Here is a 15,260-nt window from a genome sequence, read left to right on the forward strand (position 1 = left end):
AAACTCATGCATGATCGTGATATGATAGAAGTAGATAAGCGAGCGGTTTCAATTAGCTTTCTGGCAGGAAAGTTGTCTACAAACAATCGCCGGCAGACGGCATGCGCGGCAACCCTCTCACGTCAGCGGGATCGGCTGGCGATAATCTACCTGTTTGTTGGACACTCTTCTTTACATCATGTCGGTTTTGTGTCCATAATAGAATCATTATCATACATACTTGAAGGAAGGCCTCAATGAAGCAAGAAGAAGAAAAGGAGTCAGAGCGTTTTGAAAAATCGAATAAGTAAGTATCTTACTCATTTGGCCCCTGCAGCGGTGGCCAAAACGTTTTCTTTTCTTTCTGAAAAACACGACCACTCTGCTTCGCTTCTGGGAGACCGCGCACATACTGAGGCTTTGCTTGTCCAATTGCTCTTTCGCTGGGCGGAAGTTGTGGAAGAGAATGATCCAACAGCAGCAGAACAAGAAATTAACGAAATCGCTTACAAGTGTTTGCTTCAAGGATTGAATCTTGCGACGCTGGTGCAATGCCTGCGGGTGTGCCGGGACAGCATTGTCGAGCAGATGAACAACGACTCTGCCATGCTGGTGCAAAGCGAGGCGGAGCAGCTTGAGCTTTTACGGGGACAATACGCGTTTTTTCTGGCGATGGACCAGTTGATTGCCCAAGTCGTGGGCGTCTACAGCCAGGAGCATCGACCGCCGAGCCAGCAGCCACATACGGGCACGGCTCTGGAGCGGGCGCAGGGGGAACAATTCGCCCTGCTTGCCGAGCAGGAGCTGGTCCAACTGGTGCTGCATTCGAGCGACATAGCCGTTTTGATGATTGATCGCACGCTGAAAATTATCGAGGCCAACCATGCGTTGTGCCATCTGTTTGGCGTCAAACGCGAGCAAATTATCGGACAGAACATTGACGAAGCTTTCTTGCCGCACGAGAGTGAAAGGTTCGTCCAATGGGTCGTCGAACGCGGACAGTCAGGCCATTACATGGCAGAATACCGTGCAAAATGGACGACAGTCAGCACCAGTCCGATTTTTTACATGGGCGAGATGTGGGGAGCAATCGCCGTTTTTCGAAATATTACCGAGAGCAAACGATACGAGGAAGAGCTGAACAAGCGGGAAGCTTTGGCGGCTGTAGGACAACTAGCCGCAGGGATGGCGCATGAAATCCGCAATCCGCTTACTTCGATCAAAGGCTTCATCCAGTTGTTGCGCGAGCAGGGAGAGGCGGGGCGCAGCGAGTCCTACTTTTCCGTCATTTTGACGGAGATCGAACGCATCGACGGATTGTTGAACGACGTGCTGGTTTTGGCCCGGTACAGGGATGACAAAATCGTTTCCGAACGTTTTCTCGTGCTGGACGAGCTTTTTGGGGTCATTCGTTTACTGGAGCCAGAAGCCAATCGCAGGGGGATCAAGCTGGAGCTCGACATCACCCCTGGCGAATGGTACGTGTTCGGCTACCGTTCCCGCATCAAGCAGGCGATCCTGAACATCATGAAAAATGCGTTTGAAGCGCTGCTGACCCAAGGCAGCGTGGTGCGCGTCACCGTCTGCGCCTCCATCAGCCAGGTCGTCATCGTCGTCGAGGACAACGGGCCGGGACTGAGTACCGCTTGTCTGGACAATTTGTTCGTGCCGTTTTTTACGACCAAGCAGGAGGGGACAGGACTTGGCTTGTCCACGACCCAGCGCATCATTGCAGATCACGGCGGCGAAATTTTTGCCGACAACTCGCCGCGACTGAATGGAGCGCGCTTTGAAATCCGCCTGCCTCTTTCCGTATCGGAAAACACATAGAAGCTGTTTCCTTATCCAAAAAGACGGAGCAAACCATCCGTCTTTTTTTGTTGCCTTCCTCCGAAAAATGCGGCGTCTGTCCAATCCGGATTTCACGCCAAAAGGCGCAGTTCTGTGCGGGTTAATCTGTTTGAAGTAGGCATGAAGTCCTTTTAGCTCAAAAGGTTGCAAGTCTTTCGAATCAATCTCTATGTAAGATGTTGTCAAACTGTGTCGTTTGGTGGAATAATTTACAAAAAGGCTGAACGGAGTTGAACGTAGAGTGATCCGGATGTTGCATAAAAACGAAAAGAGGTGGAGCTACTGGGAAGCGTGGTATGACGAAAAAGACCGTCTGTACACGGTCCATTACGGTCAGGTAGGCGAGATCGGCGACCACTATGCGATCGTGGCTGAGCAAATCGAAGGAAAGCCGACTCATGTGCTGCAAAACTGGGCGGAAGAAATGAAGGAAAAAGGCTATGCGGAACTGGCAAAAGAAGACTGGCAGAAGCTGGTGGTGAGCTTTCCGCACCTGTCGGAAGCAGATGTGGAGATGAGGTATGCTATCGAGGCGTTGCTCGATGAATGTCTCGGCCGGACCGGAAACGGGCATAGTGACGGAGGAGACGACAGCCGGGACGAGCTTGCCGTCATTTGCTGCGTGATCGACATGGAAAAAGCAATTGCCGCCGTCCAGGAAGCCATGTCTGCCGCCCGCCTGCACGACGGGCTGGTGATATGGCGCTTGCAGGACGACGGCACGCGTGTCTCGCTCTATCCTTCTGCCTGCTGAAACGAAAATGTTTCGTCTTACTTCACGATTTTGAGTCGAAGGGCTTTGGCGACTGCCTGGGTGCGGTCCTCGACGCCCATTTTTTGCAAAATGCGGTGCACGTGTGTTTTTACCGTGCCTTCCGAAATAAACAAATTTTGCGCGATCTGATCGTTTCGATACCCGTAGGCGATCTGTTGCAGGACGTCAAGCTCGCGGTCTGTCAGCTCATCGAGCAGGGCTGAAGGAGCAGAGGTGTGTTCGGAAACGCTGCGCTGAACTTGCAGGGCTTCCGCCAGCGCCTTGGCTGCTGTCGCGGTATGAAAAAGAGCTTCCCCCTGGGAGGCTCTGCGTATCAGGTCGAGCATCTCCTGCGAGTCGGCGTCCTTCAGCATGTAGCCGACAGCGCCTGCGCGGATTCCTTCCACGACGTAATTGTGGTTGTCAAAGGTGGTGAGAATCAATACTTTGACGGCCGGATGCATGTTCATGATCTCCCGTGTCGCTTCAATCCCCGACTTTTTCGGCATTTGCACGTCCATCAACACTACGTCTGGCACGATTTTTCCTACCAGCTCCACAGCTTCTTCCCCGTCAGAGGCTTCTCCGACGACCTCCATATCTTGCTGCATTTGTATCACGTAGCCCAACCCTTGGCGAATCATGTTTTGGTCGTCTACCAGGACCACACGAATTTTTTTGGCTTGGTCTGTCATGTTCGTATGCTCCCTTCTTTTTCCAGATGTTCCAGCGGCAATCTTACATCGAGTTTGAATCCATGCGGTTCTTTTGCCGAATAGGACAGGCTGCCGTTCAACTGCTTGATGCGCTCGGCAATCCCTGTCAGTCCAAACCCAGGCTTGATTTGATCCTGGGGAGTGATGTCACCGTCGTCCTGTATCGAGAAGTAGAGGGAGCCTTCCCGCTGCTCGATCATGACCTGAATTTCTTTTGCATTGGAGTGGCGCAGCGTATTTGTAATCGCTTCCTGTAAAATCCGGTAAAACGTGATCGTCAGCTCCTGGGACAGCGGGATATCCAGCTCGGATGAGATGAGCTCCATCTTGATCCCTGTATGCTTTTGCGCCTGCGACAGCAAAGCGCGCAGCGGAGTGAGTCCCAGCGATGTTTTGTCCATGGCGAGCGTATGCACGGAGGTGCGGATTTCTTCCAGGCTTTGCTTCGCTACGCCGAGCATGTTGCGCACGGCTTCCTGCGCGTGCTCCGGTCCGTCCTGCAGCATGTACTTCAGCGCGTGAAGCTGGACAATCAGCGAGGTAAGACTGTGACCCAGCGCGTCGTGAATGTCGCGGGCAATCCGCGTCCGTTCCTCCAGAACCGCTACCTGCAACGAGTGCAAGGCCGCTTCCTGAAGCTGGGAATGCGCTTCCTGCAGCTCGGTATGGGCTTGTTGCAGCTCCTCCAAATGGGCTTGGTTCGTTTTGTACGCCTCGCTTTGAATCCGGTATCCCCGCGCCCCGATATAGCAGCCGATGTACGTCAGGATAAACGGAATGATATGCGGAAATTGGAGGATGCCGTAAAAATACAAAAACAACGTGGTGCACGCGCCAAAAAAACTCGCGTAAGCCAGCGCACGCCGTCCTTCGATGTAAAAGCCGATAAAGACGGCGAGCGGGAGCATCATTCCGAAGCCTTCTCCTCCGGCGAACACGCTTTTTAAGAGCGCCATGGTGCCGAGCATAACCGTAGCTAGTTCAAATTGGTACGGCTTCCAGTTCCTTTTTGAAATCCAGAATACCACAATGTAACAAAAGAATAGTACAATCGTAAGAGAAAACTGTAAGGGAGTCTCGCGCATGAACGAATCTGGCAGCAAGGCCAGCACGATCAAAATGGAGAACCAGATGATTAGCAAACGTTTTTGAATCGCTTTTATACTCAGTTTCAGCAAAAAGATATCCTTCTTTCTCTGGCCGGATGCTCGTTTACTTTCATTCTAGCACGGGGTGTCGTCTATCTCCAGATAGACCCCTCGCTGACGGGAAATCAACCTGCTGATAGACTTCACTACTCATGACTATAGGTAGAATAAATCTTGGCTAATAAAAGATGTAGATGGGTCATGTGGGATAGTGAGGGAGGCTTTCATGAAAGAACTGATTCAGTTGGCTAAGCTCCTGAAAGAAGCGAGTGCCTTGTTTGCGTCCATTTCCAAAAAGGAACTGGACAGCACTGATCTGAACTGGCAGCAGGTGCTGATTTTGGAACAGCTCAGCAACGGTTCAAAAACGATGGGGGAAATTTGCAAGGCTGTCGATCTTCCGTACAGTACCACGTCAGGATTAATCAACAGGCTGGAGCAGGAAAATCTGGTGCGTCGTTTTCGAGACCAAACCGACCGCCGAATCGTGTGGGTTTCCTTAACGGAGCGCGTGTCTGAACAACGGGAATTGAAGCCGGAAGATCCTCACGCGATCTCATCTCTTCATGCGCTGCAACAATTGTTCTCCCAAAAGAAAGAAATAACAGGCTAATTGTCGCTTCCGGCAAATGGCAATGCCGAAAGTGTCACGATTAGCCATGTCAAGTTTTCCAGAAGAGGTGAGTGGATTTGAATCTGTCTGAACTCTCGATTAAACGTCCGGTCACGATGATTATGCTGACCGTGGCCATGCTGATTTTCGGTTTCGTCTCCCTGCCTCGCTTGGCGATTGACTTGATGCCGGAGCTGAATTTTCCGGTTGCCGTGGTCGTCACGTCTGTGGACGGGGGCTCACCCAGTGAGGTAGAAAAACTGGTGACAAAACCGATCGAAAATGCGCTAGGTACGGTTTCCAACCTGGACAGCATTTCATCCGTGTCTATTGAAGGGGCCTCGCAGGTCATCCTCATGTTTAACTGGGGAACGGATCTCGATCAGGCCACTCTCGATATGCGAGAGAAAGTCGATCAGGTGAGGAGCATGCTCCCTGATTCCGCGCATGCGCCGCGGGTATTGCGCATCGATCCGAACAGCCAGCCGATCATCCAGTTTGCCGTCACAGGCGAGCAGGATGTCAACAAGCTGAAAAAGCTCGCGGAAGACATGATCCAGTCGCGACTGGAGCGTATTGACGGCGTCGCGGCTGCTTCCATCAGCGGCGGTCAGGACCGAATCGTCGACGTCATCGTCGATCCGGCCAAGCTCTCCGCGTACGGACTGTCCCTGGAGCAAATCCAGCAGGCGCTCGCAAGCGGCAACCTGTCTGGCTCCGCCGGTTCCGTCCGTGAAGGGGACAGCAAGATGAACATCCGCGTCCAGGGTGAATTTGCCAACGTGGAGGAAATCGCGCTGACGCCGATTTCGGTAGGGGCCAACTCCATTCGCCTGAGCGATATTGCCGAAGTCAGAGATACGCTCGAAGACATTACGCAGCTCAGCTACGTAAATGGCAAACCGAGCCTCGGTATCTCCATTACGAAAGCTTCCGGCGGAAACACCATCGAGGTGGCCGACGAAGTAAAAGCAGAGCTGGAGAAAATCAAGGCGGATTTGCCGGAGCACGTGCAAATCACTACGACGCTTGACACTTCGACCTACATCAAAGATTCGATCTACACAACAGCGGAGCACGCGCTGCTCGGTGGACTGGTCGGGATCATCCTGCTGTTCTTCTTCCTGGGCAGCCTACAGTCGATGCTGATCGCGATTATCGTGTTGCCTGTATCCATCGTCGCGACCTTCCTGTTGATGTACATGTCAGGACAGACGATCAACCTGATCTCGCTTTCCGGTTTGACGCTGGGGCTGGGGTCATTGATCGACTTTGCGGTCGTTATGCTGGAGAACATCTTCCGCCAGCGGGAGCAAGGAAAAGGCATGATGCAAGCCGCGCTCGACGGCTCCAAAGAGGTTGGAACGGCCGTTATGGCCTCCGCCTTGGCGCAAATTTGCGTATTCTTGCCGATTGCCCTGACGGAAGGGATTGCTTCCGAGCTGTTCGGACCGCTGGCTTTGACAGTCGTGTACTCGCATATTGCGGCACTCGTCTTCTCGATTTTGCTGGTGCCGATGCTCAGCTCGCGCATTTTGAAGAAAGTACCGAATCATGCGAATCACGAAAATTATCGTGGCATCAACCCGGTTACTTGGTTTAACATCGGGTTTGGCAAAGTGGAAAAAGGCTACCAAAAGCTGCTGGCATGGGCTTTGGGCCACAGAAAAACAGTCATGTTTTCTTCTGTCGTCATGATGGTCGGCTCGCTTGCCCTGACGCCGCTGATCGGGGCGGAGTTCATCCCGAGCATGGACCAGGGACAAATTTCTGTATCGGTTAAGATGCCAAACGGAACCGTTTTGGCTGAGACGGAAAAAGTCGCCAAGCAAGTAGAAGAGATTGTGAATCAAGTGCCGGAAAAAGACATTGTGGCGACGTCGATCGGCAGCAACGGTTCGCCGATTGCAAGCACGCTGTCCTCCAACCAGGCAACGATCACGCTGCTGCTCGTCGACGTGACAGAGCGCAAACGTTCCTCAAGCGACATCGCCATAGACTTGCAGCAGAAGCTGAAAAATATTCCGGGGCCGGAAATCAAGGTGAGCGCAGCAGAAGGCATGTCCATGGGCTCGCCAATCGAGCTGAATGTGCGCGGCGACGATTTGGCCGTCCTCAAAGACATCAGTGCGATCATCAAGGGCGAGGTCGAAAAAGTACCTGGCACGAGCAACGTTACAACTAGCCTGGAAGCGTCCAGACAGGAATTTGAAGTCAAGGTCGACGCGGAAAAAGCGAGCTTGTACGGCTTGTCGACAGGACAGATTCTCTCCAGCGTCCGGACGGCCTTCCAGGGGCAAACGGTCACGAAGTATCGTACAGGCGATGACGAGATTGACATTAACCTGAAGCTGCCTGAAAATTATCAAGAAGACATCAACTACTTGAACAACCTGCGGATTGCTGCGCCAGGCGGGGCACAAATCGCGCTGTCCTCGGTGGCTACCATCAGCAAAGTGGACGTGCCGCTCACGATCAACCGCTCCAACCTGACGCGCGAAGTGAAGGTTACGAGTGATCTGGCCGGGCGTGACCTGAATTCCGTCACACAGGAGATTACGGCGAAACTGAACAACCTGAATCTCCCGGACGGTTACAAAGTCGAGTTCGGCGGACAAAGCCAGGACATGGCCGAGTCGTTCGGCAGCCTCGCGCTCGCGATTCTGCTCTCCGTTGTGCTTTTGTACATGGTGATGGCGGCGCAGTTCGAGTCGTTTTACAGCCCGTTCATCATCATGTTCTCGGTTCCGCCGACGGTTACAGGGGTTCTCCTGGGACTTTTGGTTACCGGAACGACGATCAGCGTATCCGTATTGATCGGGTACATTCTCCTGATCGGTCTGGTCGTGAACAACGCGATCGTGCTGATCGACTACGTGAACCAGTTGCGGGCAAAAGGCTGGGAGCTGCGCGAAGCGATTCTCCATGCCGGACCAATCCGTCTGCGTCCGATTCTGATGACGACGCTGACGACGATCCTCGCGATTGGACCGCTGGCTTTTTCCGGCGGATCGGGTACAGAGACACAGGCACCAATGGCTATCACCGTTATTTTCGGTCTGAGCTTTGCGACACTCATTACCCTTGTTTTGGTTCCGGTCGTCACTTCGTGGTTTGACGATATCGGCAAAAAGCGTCGTGAAAGACGCATGAAACGGAAAGAAAAGAAACAAAAGAAAACCGTTCCCGCTTTGGAATCGTAAGAAGCGTTTGTGGGATGAGGAGGGACATTCATGAAACTTAGCATAAAACCCGTCATACTGGCCGTATTGGCCGTAAGCCTCGTGGCAGGTTGTTCCAGCCCGCAAGCGGAAACACCGCAGGCAGAAACGGTGGAAGCGGCAACACCTGTCCAGGTCGAAACAGTCGCCACAGGCTCCGTCACGACAGAGTCGGGTCTGACGGCGAAGCTGGCGCCGAGTGAAGAAGTACAGCTCACTCCGAAAATGGGCGGCAAGATCACTTCGCTGCCCGTGCAGCTCGGACAGTATGTGACAAAAGGCCAGGTGCTGTTTAAACTGGATGAAAAAGATTTGCAAAACAGCGTCAAACAGGCGGAAGCCGCATACGAGCTGGCCCAGGCGAGCTTGAATCAGGCTGGAAGCAGCTCGGATCAGGGACTCGTTCAAGCGCGCAACGGACTGAAGCAGGCGGAAGTCGCTTTGGCTGACGCGAAGCTGAACCAGCAGCGGATGAACCAGTTGTATACGCAGGGAGCGATCTCCGCCCAGCAAATGGAGCAGGCGAACATGCAGTTGACCAACGCGCAAACTGCTTATGACAACGCGCAGCAAAACTTGCAGGTCGCCCAGCAAAAAGCGAACGTGCAAGTGTCGGCGGCTTCGGCGAAACAGGCTGCGGTCAGCTTGCAAAACGCCCGTGAGCAACTGGCGAACGCGACCGTTACTTCGCCAATCAACGGCTTTGTCTCCAGCGTAAACGGAGCGGTCGGCCAAATGGCAGGGCAGCAGCCAGTCGTGGTAGTAGTCAACACCAACCCGCTGCTCGTAAAAGCGAACCTGTCCGAAGCGGACATCACGAAAGTCAAAGTCGGCACCGTCGTGAAAGTGAACGTGCAATCGACTGGAAAAACGATTGATGCCAAAGTAACGGCAGTCAGCCCTGTGATGGATTCCGCGCTCAAAGCGTATCCGATCGAAATTACGATCCCGAACCCATCCAATGAGCTGAAGTCCGACATGGTCGTCAATGTGACGTTCCCATCCGACGGAGCGAGCGGCGCGAAAGCTCTCGTCATCTCGCGCAAAGCAGTCTTTGACCGCGACGGCAAGCAATACGTGTTCAGGCTTGAGGGCGACATTGCGAAGCAGGTAGAAGTCACTACGGGAAAATCGTCCAGCGACAAGATCGAAGTCACAAGCGGCCTTGCAGAAGGCGACAAAATTGTCGTAACCGGAATCACGATGCTGCAGGATGGCAGCAAGGTTAGCATTCAGCAGTAAAACAGGAGATGGAAGGAAGAGGCGGAGCGATTGTCCGCCTCTTTTTTCTATGAATATGGAAAAAATCTTCGCCCAAGCCGCTGCCGCTGGGAAAAAGGGCGGAGGAATCGGTGCGTGTAGCCCATAACGGTGATAATGGTAACGTAATTGTCACGGATTTAAGACAAAGTGCCGGTTTCGCTTTTGAAGGGGAGAAAGATTCGTTACAATAAGGAATATAGTGGAGGAAACAACCATTCGGAGGTACATATGACTGGGAATCTTACGGTGTTTTTGGCGTTTGCGGCGGGGTTTCTCTCGTTTATTTCGCCTTGCTGTCTGCCGCTTTATCCGTCTTTTTTGTCCTACATCACCGGAGTGACAGTGGATGAAGTGAAAAAAGGGAAAGCCGTCTTCCAAAAGCAGGCCCTTTTACATACGCTTTTTTTCATCATCGGCTTTTCCATTATTTTTATTGCCCTGGGGCTGTCTACCTCGTGGATTGGCAATCTGTTCGTCAACCAAAAGGACCTGATCCGGCAGCTTGGCGGGATTTTGCTCATCATTATCGGCCTTGTCATGCTGCAAGTGTTTAAAATGGACTGGATGATGCGGTCGTTCAAGATCGATTTAAAATCGCGCCCTTTGGGGTATACTGGGTCCATACTGGTGGGAATGACCTATGCTGCTGGATGGACGCCTTGTGTCGGACCGATTCTCTCCGGCATTATCGTGCTCGGAGTCACCGATCCGTCTCGGGCCTTGACGTACACGTTGGCCTATACACTCGGGTTTGCCATTCCGTTCTTCGTCATGACGTTTTTCATCAGTAAAGTGAGCGCGATCGTCAAGTATTCGGATCAATTCATGAAAGTCGGCGGCGGCGTGATGATTTTGTTCGGCGTGCTGTTGTACACGGACAAACTGACAGACATTACGCGCGTGCTCATTCAATTGTTCGGAGGCTTTACAGGATTTTAAGATCAGTCATGCAGAGGTGACGAAATGAAAAAGCTGTTGCTGGCGGTGCTGGTGATTGCGGGAGCAGGAATCGCGGTATGGGAGAAGCCGGAGTCATCAGCGTCAGTCGTAGCAGATGTTCAGAAACCGGAAGTAGGCTACATGGCGCCTCACTTTACCCTGACTGGCCTGGACAATCAGACGTACAAGGTCGAGGGAAAAAGGAACAAGCCGTTGCTGCTCAACTTTTGGGCATCCTGGTGCGGGCCATGCCGGATGGAAGCGCCGGATTTGCAGAAAATCTATGAGAAGTACGGCGGACAGATTGACATGTACGGGGTGAACGTGACGAGCAGCGACAACCCCGAAGCCGCGCAAGCTTTTGTGCAAACTTACAAGTTAACCTTTCCCATCCCGATGGACGTAAGCGGCTCGGTGTCCAACCGTTATCTCGTACAGGCTTTCCCCACGACTTACTTGATCGACGCACAGGGCATTATTCGCAAAAAAATCATCGGAATGATTGACGCAAGCACGCTGGAGCTGGAGCTTCGGCAGCTTCAGAACGAGAAAAAGTAGCGAACGAAACATCCGAACCGCTGGCGCACGCTGCCCGGCGGTTTTCTTTTGCCGTCAAAGCGAGCGTTGGCCCATTTTGCCGACAGCGATCCCGTTTTGTATGTTTGCCTAAAGAACAGGGTTGTTCTCCCTCATAGACTGGAGTGAACCAGGGCAAAGGGAGGGGATCGGATGGCCAAGGGCAAAAAGGTAAAGAAAAGAAACAGTCGGCAGCACCCCAATCAACTGAATTTGAAAATCGTGACCTCCAGCACATGCCTGGCATGCAAGCAGCAATGCGCGCGCGGCTTGGCGTATTTGGAGCGCATGTCCCAGCCTGGTGCGATTGGAAACGGGGTTCCCTGTATTCTTACCAAACCAAAGGCGTAAGTGAAAACAGGTACCCGATCGTCAGGAGATAATCCCTGCCAGAAGGCTTAAAGCAGGGGATTATCTCTTTTTGATTGGGGCAGCCCTCTCTGGCAGCTTCGGACGCCATGTATTATACTGAAAAGACCGCATTTCGCAACCGAAAGGAGCTGTTTTCATGCGTCCCTTGCAAATCTCGCCGGAAACCGCAGTGAAGCTTGCCGAAGCCTTGAATGTTCCATTGGAGCGGCTGATGCACATGCCGCAGCACATTCTTTTGCAAAAAATGATGGAGCTGGCCAAGCAGGAGCAGGAAGCGGACAAGCAAGCGCCTGGCAAATCCGAGTAAGCTAGACAAGCCAGCGTCGCGTTTGTCGACCGCACACAGCCGCATCTCCGGGCAGGAAAAACGGCGAGCCGCTTTTCGCAGAAAAAGGACTTTTGCTCCTGCTGTGGAAAAGATACTAGAACAAGTCCACATACATACATGGGAGGCAAGCACATGGCTGCAAATGTCGCACATAAGTTTCGCACGGGACTGACGCCAAAAGCGTTCGTCGAAGGCATGACCAAAAATCAGGAGGCTTTCCAAAGCTGGTCGGAAGCGTTTGCTTGGGCAGATGAGCAGGAGCGGGCGTTTTTTGCCTCGCTGCAACATCGGGATGACCTCAGATGCCTGATTCTCGCCGCAGAATGGTGCGGGGACGTGGTACGAAACTTGCCCGTCGTTCTCCACGCGCTGAAAGAAACGGACATGCCTGTCGAAATCATGGTCATGGAAGACCACCTCGACCTGATGGATGAGTTTTTGACCATGGGCGGCCGCGCGATCCCGGTCGTTATTTTCGCAGATACAGGCGGACATGTCCTGGCCAAATGGGGCCCGCGCCCAAGCCACGTCCAGGCAGTCATGACCGCATTCAAGCAGCAAAATCCCGACCGCAACGCGCCGGACTACGAAGAAAAAATCAAAGTAGCGCGCGCGGAAATGCTCAAGCAGTACGGCGAAGGAACCGGCTACCAGCAAGTCATCGTCAAGGAATTGAAAGAGCTGCTTTCCGCGATTTAGGGAAAGGCAGAAGCGAAAAGGACGAATACAGGGCGGAGTCGCGGCTCCGTCCATTTTCATGCAGAAAGGCGGAGAAAGTGCATGCACTACTATGGAAACGAAACGATCATGTCGCTGGAGCAAGTTTTGCGCTTGCAGCCCTCTGAAGTGCAAATTTTGGAGTGGGTGCGCACGTACGAGTTTTTGGAAAATCGCTTCGGCATCGACGAGTCTGTGCCGTATTTTTTGGAGATCAAATGCGAGGCAGGGCAAGTGCTCATCCGCAAAAACCGCATCCTCGAATTTCCCGACTACGCCTGTGAGGAGCAACGTCATTTTCCGGAGGTGGAGCAGGCTCTCGCCGTTTTTCAGCAGTGGGCGCAGGAAATTTTGCAGCAAACGGAAATTCATTGAGTAAAATTTATTGAAGGATCAACTTGTTCATGGTAGATTTAAAAGCGTCGTCTCTGATAGATACAAGTGAAAATCAGCAGGCGCACGCTAAGCTGGGGAGATAGTGAAGTGGCTAAACACGGCAGACTGTAAATCTGCTCCCTCCGGGTTCGGCGGTTCGAATCCGTCTCTCCCCACCATTGATTTTTTAGCGAAAATGTGCTAGTATTAAACTACAGCTTGTTTACATGCCGGTGTGGTGGAATGGCAGACACGCTTGACTCAAAATCAAGTTCTCGCGAGGGAGTGGAGGTTCGAGTCCTCTCACCGGCACCATAATCTAGGAGAATGTTCTTTAGGATTAATAACCTAAAGAATTTTTTTGTTTTTTAAAGCTGTAAACATTCGCTCATTGCATGGGCTGAAGTGATTTTCGTACTGACATCCAAATGGGCATAAATATTTGCTGTTGTTGAGAAATCGCTATGCCCCAACCATGCTTGTATTTCTTTCATGCTAACTCCATTGGCCAGAAGTAGGCTGGCGCAGCTATGCCTCAAATCGTGATAGCGAATTCGTCGCAAATTATGCCTTGAGAGTACGATGGGAAAGAGTTGCATAATATATCCTGGCTTAATTCGATGCCCTAGCTTGTCCAGATAAATGTAATCGAGGTAATCGGTGCAGTAAGAATCTTTATATAGGTATCTGTCTTGTTCTTGTTGTTTCTTTATCCGTAATAGAAGTTCTTCAAATGCTGCAACCAGCGGCAAGGAACGATGACTTGATTTATTTTTGGTACGGTCTTTCTCTACGATAATAAGTTTCCCTTCAACAGACGTTTCGATCACAGTATGTTGAATGGTTATGGTTTTATTCTTGAAGTCAATCGCATCCCACTTTAACCCGACTACTTCACTTCGACGTAAGCCATAAAATGCAGCGAGCAATACGGCTAATTCAATTGGATCGCCTTTGACCGCGTCGAATAACCTGTTCATCTCTTCTTTGTCATAAAAACTGCCGACAAATTTATTTTTTTCGGGCGTTCTACTTTATCCGCGGGATTCGATGGAATCATATCCGTTTTAAACGCATATTGAAGCGCTTTTCGGATGTTAGCGTGGTAGTGAATACGATGTTTCATCATTTCCAGCCACTGAAGCATAAAATCAGAAAACAATGGGTTTTCTTGATCTACTTGTTGGGGAACTTCAAAATTTTTACGAGCTTCAATAAGCAATGCTTCGGCTTTCTTCTTATTGCCTTTCACAGACAAACCCGTGGAAATCCACTTATTTTTCCTCTTTCCGCATTCGTCTTTATAATTTAAGACGATGTAGAAATAACCTTTCTTCTCCTGTAGGTGGCCTGCTACCAAATCATGTCCCTCCTTGACATAGCAGCCCCAATCTCCTACCATTGACGATAATCGGCAATTCAATACACTAAAGCGTTGGAAGCTACCCGAAAACGCACTCATGCTCGTGGGACACATCGTCGGGGCAGACATGAGCAACGCCTGCTCCATACGATCCCTGACAAGCTGAAGCCCGAAGAGCTTCAGGAACTGAAGATTTGGTTAGCAGAAGATCCACATCTGGAACGACTCTACTTTGCGCTTCAAGACATAAGAACCGTGTATGCCGTTGAAACCCAAGAGGCAGGGGAGGAAGCGCTTCAGAAATGGATTGTCGACCATCTCTATTCTCCGACTCCTGCGGTTCGTTCCATTGCCAAAACGATTGTCCAGTGGCAAGAGCCCATTCAGCATTATTTTTCCTTTCGGGTAACGAATGCCAAGATTGAAGGGACACACAACAAAGTGAAGGTAATCAAACGAAGAGCCTACGGCTACCGCAATCTAGAGAGATTCAAGATTCGCATTAGACTGGAGTGTAAACCGGCTACATAACTACGAAAAACTGCGATAGAGGGAGATCAAGCACGTTTTACGGTGAAGAGCTCTTGAAACAGGTGCGCAACTTTATTATGGTTATTCCGTCTTCTTCCTTCTTTCAATTTCCATTCTTTGTATCACCTGAAGTAATCGTTGTTCTTCTTTGGGATCCGCTTCAATAAAGTCAATTCCATAAATTATTTCATTCATCAGTTCCTCTTTTCGTATAATCTTTCCTTTAAAAGTAAACTCCTCATCATCAAGCACAAAATAGAGTTGCAAAAAAATCTGTTTTCTGACAGGCAAATCAAATTCACAGCTCAATTTTATACCTGTACGGCCGATGTTCTTTATCTTCCCTTCTCCTTTTCTTTGCATCAAAGGTTCCAATAATTTATCACCAAAATCGATAAACTCAAATATGCATACCTGATCCAGAAGATTTATTCGGAAAGCCCTTCTTCTTTCCGTATCTCTCAATTTGTGAACGCTCACCAAAATGTTGACCACTTTGCTCATCATAAAGTTA

Annotated in this window: 17 protein-coding genes and 2 tRNA genes; 14 read left to right on the plus strand and 5 right to left on the minus strand. The window is 51.1% G+C overall.

All coding sequences use genetic code 11. The features are described 5' to 3' along the window. Window positions 1-270: 270 nt before the first annotated feature. Window positions 271-1,809: a two-component system sensor histidine kinase NtrB gene (locus BA6348_RS14320; protein WP_007783935.1), complete on the plus strand. Its 1,539-nt coding sequence runs from the start codon at window positions 271-273 to the stop codon at window positions 1,807-1,809. 271 nt (window positions 1,810-2,080) lie between these two features. Continuing rightward, the gene (locus tag BA6348_RS14325; protein WP_235694681.1) at window positions 2,081-2,584 is read left to right on the plus strand and encodes a hypothetical protein; all 504 of its coding nucleotides are present in this window, start codon (window positions 2,081-2,083) and stop codon (window positions 2,582-2,584) included. A 17-nt stretch (window positions 2,585-2,601) separates the two neighbouring features. Here BA6348_RS14325 and BA6348_RS14330 read toward each other — a convergent pair whose 3' ends face one another. Both BA6348_RS14330 and BA6348_RS14335 read right to left on the minus strand, forming a co-directional pair. Next, window positions 2,602-3,279 (minus strand): response regulator, encoded by a 678-nt coding sequence (locus BA6348_RS14330; protein ID WP_005830946.1) that lies wholly within the window; start codon window positions 3,277-3,279, stop codon window positions 2,602-2,604. After that, window positions 3,276-4,478: a sensor histidine kinase gene (locus BA6348_RS14335; RefSeq protein WP_007783941.1), complete on the minus strand. Its 1,203-nt coding sequence runs from the start codon at window positions 4,476-4,478 to the stop codon at window positions 3,276-3,278. Before BA6348_RS14335 ends, BA6348_RS14330 begins: the two co-directional genes overlap by 4 nt. A 196-nt stretch (window positions 4,479-4,674) precedes the next feature. On the opposite strand from BA6348_RS14335, the gene BA6348_RS14340 reads away from it, so the two are divergent. The 11 genes from BA6348_RS14340 to BA6348_RS14390 all read left to right on the plus strand — a co-directional run bounded on the left by BA6348_RS14340 (window position 4,675) and on the right by BA6348_RS14390 (window position 13,167). Next, entirely contained in the window at window positions 4,675-5,061 is a 387-nt protein-coding gene (locus BA6348_RS14340; protein WP_005830943.1) for a MarR family winged helix-turn-helix transcriptional regulator, read from the plus strand. A gap of 77 nt (window positions 5,062-5,138) precedes the next feature. Beyond that, entirely contained in the window at window positions 5,139-8,264 is a 3,126-nt protein-coding gene (locus BA6348_RS14345) for an efflux RND transporter permease subunit (protein WP_122952730.1), read from the plus strand. Between the two features lie 30 nt (window positions 8,265-8,294). Beyond that, complete coding sequence (locus tag BA6348_RS14350) at window positions 8,295-9,524, plus strand: efflux RND transporter periplasmic adaptor subunit (protein ID WP_007783945.1); 1,230 nt, start codon at window positions 8,295-8,297, stop codon at window positions 9,522-9,524. Window positions 9,525-9,773: 249 nt separating this feature from the next. After that, window positions 9,774-10,484: a cytochrome c biogenesis CcdA family protein gene (locus BA6348_RS14355; protein ID WP_007783947.1), complete on the plus strand. Its 711-nt coding sequence runs from the start codon at window positions 9,774-9,776 to the stop codon at window positions 10,482-10,484. A gap of 24 nt (window positions 10,485-10,508) precedes the next feature. Further along, the gene (locus tag BA6348_RS14360; protein WP_005830934.1) at window positions 10,509-11,042 is read left to right on the plus strand and encodes a TlpA family protein disulfide reductase; all 534 of its coding nucleotides are present in this window, start codon (window positions 10,509-10,511) and stop codon (window positions 11,040-11,042) included. Window positions 11,043-11,213: 171 nt separating this feature from the next. Continuing rightward, a complete protein-coding gene (locus BA6348_RS14365) occupies window positions 11,214-11,411 on the plus strand; it encodes a hypothetical protein (protein WP_005830933.1) in 198 nt (65 codons plus the stop codon). A gap of 157 nt (window positions 11,412-11,568) precedes the next feature. Next, complete coding sequence (locus BA6348_RS14370; protein ID WP_005830931.1) at window positions 11,569-11,739, plus strand: YycC family protein; 171 nt, start codon at window positions 11,569-11,571, stop codon at window positions 11,737-11,739. Window positions 11,740-11,892: 153 nt separating this feature from the next. Continuing rightward, window positions 11,893-12,459: a thioredoxin family protein gene (locus BA6348_RS14375; protein WP_007783950.1), complete on the plus strand. Its 567-nt coding sequence runs from the start codon at window positions 11,893-11,895 to the stop codon at window positions 12,457-12,459. A gap of 81 nt (window positions 12,460-12,540) precedes the next feature. After that, window positions 12,541-12,852, plus strand: a complete 312-nt coding sequence (locus tag BA6348_RS14380; RefSeq protein ID WP_005830927.1) for a hypothetical protein — start codon at window positions 12,541-12,543, stop codon at window positions 12,850-12,852. A 94-nt stretch (window positions 12,853-12,946) separates the two neighbouring features. Continuing rightward, a tRNA-Tyr gene (locus BA6348_RS14385) sits at window positions 12,947-13,031 on the plus strand. A gap of 50 nt (window positions 13,032-13,081) precedes the next feature. Next, a tRNA-Leu gene (locus tag BA6348_RS14390) sits at window positions 13,082-13,167 on the plus strand. Between the two features lie 53 nt (window positions 13,168-13,220). On the opposite strand, the gene BA6348_RS27005 is transcribed toward BA6348_RS14390, so the two are convergent. Both BA6348_RS27005 and BA6348_RS27010 read right to left on the minus strand, forming a co-directional pair. Beyond that, complete coding sequence (locus BA6348_RS27005) at window positions 13,221-13,832, minus strand: site-specific integrase (RefSeq protein ID WP_007783952.1); 612 nt, start codon at window positions 13,830-13,832, stop codon at window positions 13,221-13,223. Then, window positions 13,829-14,212 carry an Arm DNA-binding domain-containing protein gene (locus BA6348_RS27010; protein ID WP_202801634.1) on the minus strand — a complete coding sequence of 128 codons (384 nt, stop codon included), beginning with the start codon at window positions 14,210-14,212 and terminating at the stop codon, window positions 13,829-13,831. Before BA6348_RS27010 ends, BA6348_RS27005 begins: the two co-directional genes overlap by 4 nt. 75 nt (window positions 14,213-14,287) lie before the next feature. On the opposite strand from BA6348_RS27010, the gene BA6348_RS14400 reads away from it, so the two are divergent. Beyond that, the gene (locus BA6348_RS14400; protein WP_242507351.1) at window positions 14,288-14,746 is read left to right on the plus strand and encodes a transposase; all 459 of its coding nucleotides are present in this window, start codon (window positions 14,288-14,290) and stop codon (window positions 14,744-14,746) included. Window positions 14,747-14,827: 81 nt separating this feature from the next. On the opposite strand, the gene BA6348_RS14405 is transcribed toward BA6348_RS14400, so the two are convergent. Further along, window positions 14,828-15,253: a PilZ domain-containing protein gene (locus tag BA6348_RS14405; protein ID WP_242507352.1), complete on the minus strand. Its 426-nt coding sequence runs from the start codon at window positions 15,251-15,253 to the stop codon at window positions 14,828-14,830. Between the last annotated feature and the right edge of the window lie 7 nt (window positions 15,254-15,260).

The organism is Brevibacillus agri (assembly GCF_004117055.1).
Taxonomy (GTDB): domain Bacteria; phylum Bacillota; class Bacilli; order Brevibacillales; family Brevibacillaceae; genus Brevibacillus; species Brevibacillus agri.

What these genes read in the sequence shown, in the direction of transcription:
- BA6348_RS14325 (WP_235694681.1), top strand. Translation starts at nt 2,081, where the DNA reads ATGTTGCATAAAAACGAAAAGAGGTGGAGCTACTGGGAAGCGTGGTAT.
- BA6348_RS14330 (WP_005830946.1), bottom strand. Translation starts at nt 3,279, where the DNA reads ATGACAGACCAAGCCAAAAAAATTCGTGTGGTCCTGGTAGACGACCAA.
- BA6348_RS14340 (WP_005830943.1), top strand. Translation starts at nt 4,675, where the DNA reads ATGAAAGAACTGATTCAGTTGGCTAAGCTCCTGAAAGAAGCGAGTGCC.
- BA6348_RS14350 (WP_007783945.1), top strand. Translation starts at nt 8,295, where the DNA reads ATGAAACTTAGCATAAAACCCGTCATACTGGCCGTATTGGCCGTAAGC.
- BA6348_RS14355 (WP_007783947.1), top strand. Translation starts at nt 9,774, where the DNA reads ATGACTGGGAATCTTACGGTGTTTTTGGCGTTTGCGGCGGGGTTTCTC.
- BA6348_RS14360 (WP_005830934.1), top strand. Translation starts at nt 10,509, where the DNA reads ATGAAAAAGCTGTTGCTGGCGGTGCTGGTGATTGCGGGAGCAGGAATC.
- BA6348_RS14365 (WP_005830933.1), top strand. Translation starts at nt 11,214, where the DNA reads ATGGCCAAGGGCAAAAAGGTAAAGAAAAGAAACAGTCGGCAGCACCCC.
- BA6348_RS14370 (WP_005830931.1), top strand. Translation starts at nt 11,569, where the DNA reads ATGCGTCCCTTGCAAATCTCGCCGGAAACCGCAGTGAAGCTTGCCGAA.
- BA6348_RS14375 (WP_007783950.1), top strand. Translation starts at nt 11,893, where the DNA reads ATGGCTGCAAATGTCGCACATAAGTTTCGCACGGGACTGACGCCAAAA.
- BA6348_RS14380 (WP_005830927.1), top strand. Translation starts at nt 12,541, where the DNA reads ATGCACTACTATGGAAACGAAACGATCATGTCGCTGGAGCAAGTTTTG.
- BA6348_RS27005 (WP_007783952.1), bottom strand. Translation starts at nt 13,832, where the DNA reads ATGAACAGGTTATTCGACGCGGTCAAAGGCGATCCAATTGAATTAGCC.
- BA6348_RS14405 (WP_242507352.1), bottom strand. Translation starts at nt 15,253, where the DNA reads ATGATGAGCAAAGTGGTCAACATTTTGGTGAGCGTTCACAAATTGAGA.